The sequence below is a fragment of the Ideonella sp. B508-1 genome, assembly GCF_000333615.1.
GTDB lineage: Bacteria > Pseudomonadota > Gammaproteobacteria > Burkholderiales > Burkholderiaceae_C > Ideonella.
The window spans coordinates 1-3,533 of record NZ_BADL01000333.1; the positions used below are offsets into that span (position 1 = coordinate 1).

Annotated in this window: 5 protein-coding genes; 4 read left to right on the forward strand and 1 reads right to left on the reverse strand. The window is 70.9% G+C overall.

The genetic code is table 11. From position 1 onward, the window contains the following. Window positions 1-241: AraC family ligand binding domain-containing protein (locus I73_RS28055; RefSeq protein WP_199899063.1), on the reverse strand; the 241-nt coding region annotated here is incomplete at its 3' end. A 55-nt stretch (window positions 242-296) separates the two neighbouring features. Between I73_RS28055 and I73_RS14490 the strand changes: the two genes are divergently transcribed. The 4 genes from I73_RS14490 to I73_RS14505 form a co-directional block, all read left to right on the forward strand. Beyond that, window positions 297-1,073 (forward strand): ABC transporter ATP-binding protein, encoded by a 777-nt coding sequence (locus I73_RS14490; RefSeq protein WP_022981272.1) that lies wholly within the window; start codon window positions 297-299, stop codon window positions 1,071-1,073. After that, the gene (locus tag I73_RS14495) at window positions 1,066-1,857 is read left to right on the forward strand and encodes an ABC transporter permease (protein ID WP_026096753.1); all 792 of its coding nucleotides are present in this window, start codon (window positions 1,066-1,068) and stop codon (window positions 1,855-1,857) included. The genes I73_RS14490 and I73_RS14495 overlap by 8 nt, the downstream gene beginning before the upstream one ends. A gap of 104 nt (window positions 1,858-1,961) precedes the next feature. Next, window positions 1,962-2,822, forward strand: coding sequence for an SDR family oxidoreductase (locus tag I73_RS14500; RefSeq protein ID WP_022981274.1), 861 nt, complete (start codon window positions 1,962-1,964; stop codon window positions 2,820-2,822). A gap of 96 nt (window positions 2,823-2,918) precedes the next feature. Beyond that, window positions 2,919-3,533 (forward strand): ABC transporter substrate-binding protein (locus I73_RS14505; protein WP_234409515.1); only part of this gene is annotated, 615 nt, incomplete at its 3' end.

The window sequence follows — 3,533 nt, forward strand, 5'->3', positions numbered from 1 at the left end:
CGGGCTGCATCAGCACCAGGGCGCCGGCCGGGGCCTCGTGTTCGCGCCCCCGGTAGCGGAAGCGCTCGGCGCCGGCCTCGATCACGCCCAGGCCATAGCCCTCATGGGCGTGCGGGTCGAAGCAGTGCCGCACGATGCGCGCGCGGTACAGCTCCACCCCGGGCAGCGCGGCGGGGCGGCGAAAGCTGGCGCGATCGCTCGCATGAGGGAAGTGGTCGGGCACGACCTCTAAAGTGGGCATCGGGAGCCATCTTCCCATGTCGCGTACAGTCTCGCCCGTGATGTCTGTTTCTCCCTTGATCGAACTGAAGGCGGTGGACCGCCGCTACGAAACCGGCCTGCAGGCCCTGCAGGGCGTGGACCTGCGGATCGCGCCGGGCGAATTCGTCAGCCTGCTGGGGCCTTCGGGCTGCGGCAAGAGCTCCCTGCTGCGGGTGCTGGCCGGGCTGGACCCGATCAGCGCGGGCCAGGTGCTGCGCGCCGGTGAGCCCACGCGCGGACCGGTCCGCGACACCGGCTTCGTGTTCCAGGAGCCCACGCTGATGCCCTGGGCCGATGTGCAGAGCAATGTCGAGCTGCCGCTGCGCTTGCAGGGCGTGGCCGCCGAGCCGCGGGCCGAGGCGGCGCGGGCCGCGCTGGCCCGGGTGGGCTTGCAGGATTTCGCCCAGTCCATGCCGCGTGAACTGTCGGGCGGCATGAAGATGCGGGCCTCCATCGCCCGCGCCCTGGTCACCCAGCCGGCGCTGCTGCTGCTGGACGAGCCCTTTGCCGCGCTGGACGAGATCCACCGCTTCGCCCTGAACCAGGCGCTGCTGGACCTGTGGCGGCCCGAGGGCGCGGCCCGGCCGGCTTTCACCGCCGTGTTCGTCACCCACAGCGTCTATGAGGCGGTGTTCCTGAGCCAGCGCGTGCTGGTGATGAGCGCCCGTCCGGGGCGCATCGTCGACGAGGTGGTGATCGACGGCCCGGCCCACCGCACGGCGGCCTTCCGCCAGAGCGAGACTTTCACCGCGGCCTGTGCCCACCTGAGCGAGTCGCTGGCCCGCGCCGCCGGCGAGCCGGCGCTTGGCTGAGACCGCGCCACCGCGCCGCGTGGGGCGCTGGCTGGCGCCCACGCTGGCCGTGCTGCTGGCCCTGGCGGCCTGGGAAGGCGCGGTGCGCTTCTGGGATATCCCGCCCTATCTGCTGCCCGGCCCCTGGCGGGTGCTGCAGGCCATGCATGACGACTTTGCTTCGCTGATGGCCAGCTGGTGGGTGACGGTGCGCATCACCGCCACCGCCCTGGCCCTGGCCTGTGTGGGCGGCGTCGGCCTGGCCACGCTGTTCTCGCTCTCGCGCTGGCTGGAATGGAGCCTCACGCCCTTCGCGGTGGTGCTGCAGGTCACGCCGGTGATCGCGGTGGCGCCGCTGATCATGATCCTGACCGACAGCGCCGAGGCCACCGTGCTGGTCTGCGCCTGGATCGTGGCCTTCTTCCCGCTGCTGGCCAACACCCTGGCCGGCTTGCGCAGCGCGGACGCGGGCCTGCGCGAGCTCTTCCGCCTGTATGGCGCCAGCCGCTGGCAGACCCTGCGCTTCCTGCTCATTCCCTCGGCGCTGCCGTACTTCCTCACCGGCTTGAAGATCGCCGGTGGCCTGAGCCTGATCGGCGCGGTGGCGGCCGAGTTCACCGCCGGTGCGGCCGGTCGCAACACCGGCCTGGCCTCGCGCATCCTGGAGGCGGCCTTTCGCACCGAGATCCCCAAGATGTTCGCGGCCCTGGTGCTGGTCGCGGCCACCGGGGTGCTGATCCACCTGGGCTTCGAGGCGCTGGGGCGTCTGCTGCTGCGGCGCTGGCATGACAGCGAGCGGGGCTGAGCCGCCCAGAAACCTGGTGACACACCTGGTGACCTGGGCGAAACCCGGCCCGCGGCCCGACACCGCATGAGCTGTCATCTGGCACGGCTAGCCTGCGGCCCACGATGAACACCACGCCTGACTTCCTTCCCCTGACCGGCCAGGTGGCCCTGGTCACCGGGGCCAACACCGGCATCGGCCGGGTGATCGCCCGCGAGCTGGCCCGTCAGGGCGCCCGTGTCTTCCTGGCCTGCCGAAGCGCCGAGCGCACGGCCGAGGTGCAGGCTGAGATCGATGCCCTGCCAGGGGCCCGTTCCGCCACCTGGTTGCCGCTGGAGCTGGGGGACTTCGCCTCCGTGGGCGACTGCGCGCAGCGCTTTCTGGACATGGGCCTGCCGCTGCAGCTGCTGGTCAACAACGCCGGTCTGGCCGGCGCGCGGGGGCTCACCCGTTCGGGCTTCGAGATGGCCTTCGGCGTGAACCACATGGGGCACTTCCTGTTGACCCAGCGTCTGTTGCCGGCGCTGCAGCTCGGTGGGCCGGCCCGCATCGTCACCCTGTCCAGCCGGGCGCATCGGCGGGTGGATGGCATTCCGTTCGGGCAGCTGCGCGAACCCACCCGCACCGCCACCGGCATTGCGGAGTACGGTGTGTCCAAGCTGGCCAACCTGCTGTTCAGCGCCGAGCTGGGTCGGCGACTGGCCGGCACGGGCATCAGCACCTATGCCGTTCACCCCGGGGTGGTGGCCTCGGACATCTGGCGCACCCTGCCGGCGCCGCTGCGCCCGCTCTTCCACTGGCTGCGCCGCATGATCACGGTGGAGGAAGGGGCCCGCACCCCCCTGCACTGCGCCACCGCGCCCGAGCTGGCAGGCCAGACGGGTCTTTACTGGAGCGATGGTGCGCCCGCCCAACCCAGCCTGGCCGGTCGGGACGAGGCCCTGGCCCGCACGCTGTGGCAGCACAGCGAGGACTGGACGCGCTGAGATCACGGGGAGGGCGCGGCCAAGGCCCTGCCACGGTGCTGGCCAGCGCCTGCCGCTACCATGCGGCGCCATCAGAACCCTCTGAAGGATGCCGCGATGACGATGACGCGAAGGCGTGCCCACACCGTTCTGCTGCTGGCCACGGCCCTGGCCGGCAGCCTGTCAGCCGGCCCGGTGGCGGCGCAGGACAAGGTGGTGTTCGCCACCAACTGGAAGGCGCAGGCCGCGCACGGCGGCTTTTACCAGGCGCTGGCGGATGGCACCTATGCCCGCTACGGCCTGGCGGTGGAGATCCGCCAGGGCGGGCCGCAGGTCAACAACCGGCCGCTGCTGCCGGCCGGCAAGATCGACTTTCTGATGACCGGCAACCTGCTGCACAGCTTCGACAACGTGAAGAACGGCGTGCCGGTCATCACGGTGGCCAGCCTGTTCCAGAAGGACCCGCAGGCCCTGATGGCCCATCCCGGCCAGGGCTACAAGACCTTCGCCGATCTCAAGCGTGCCCCGGTGGCCTACATCGCCAAGGACGCGCAGTTTTCCTGGTGGGCCTGGCTCAAGGCCGAGCAGGGCTTCAAGGACGAGCAGCTGCGGCCCTACAACTACAACCTGGGCCCCTTCCTGGCGAAATGCCAGAGCATCCAGCAGGGCTATGCGGTGGAGGAACCGATCAGCATCCAGAAGCAGGGGCGGCTTCACGCCGCTGACCTTCCT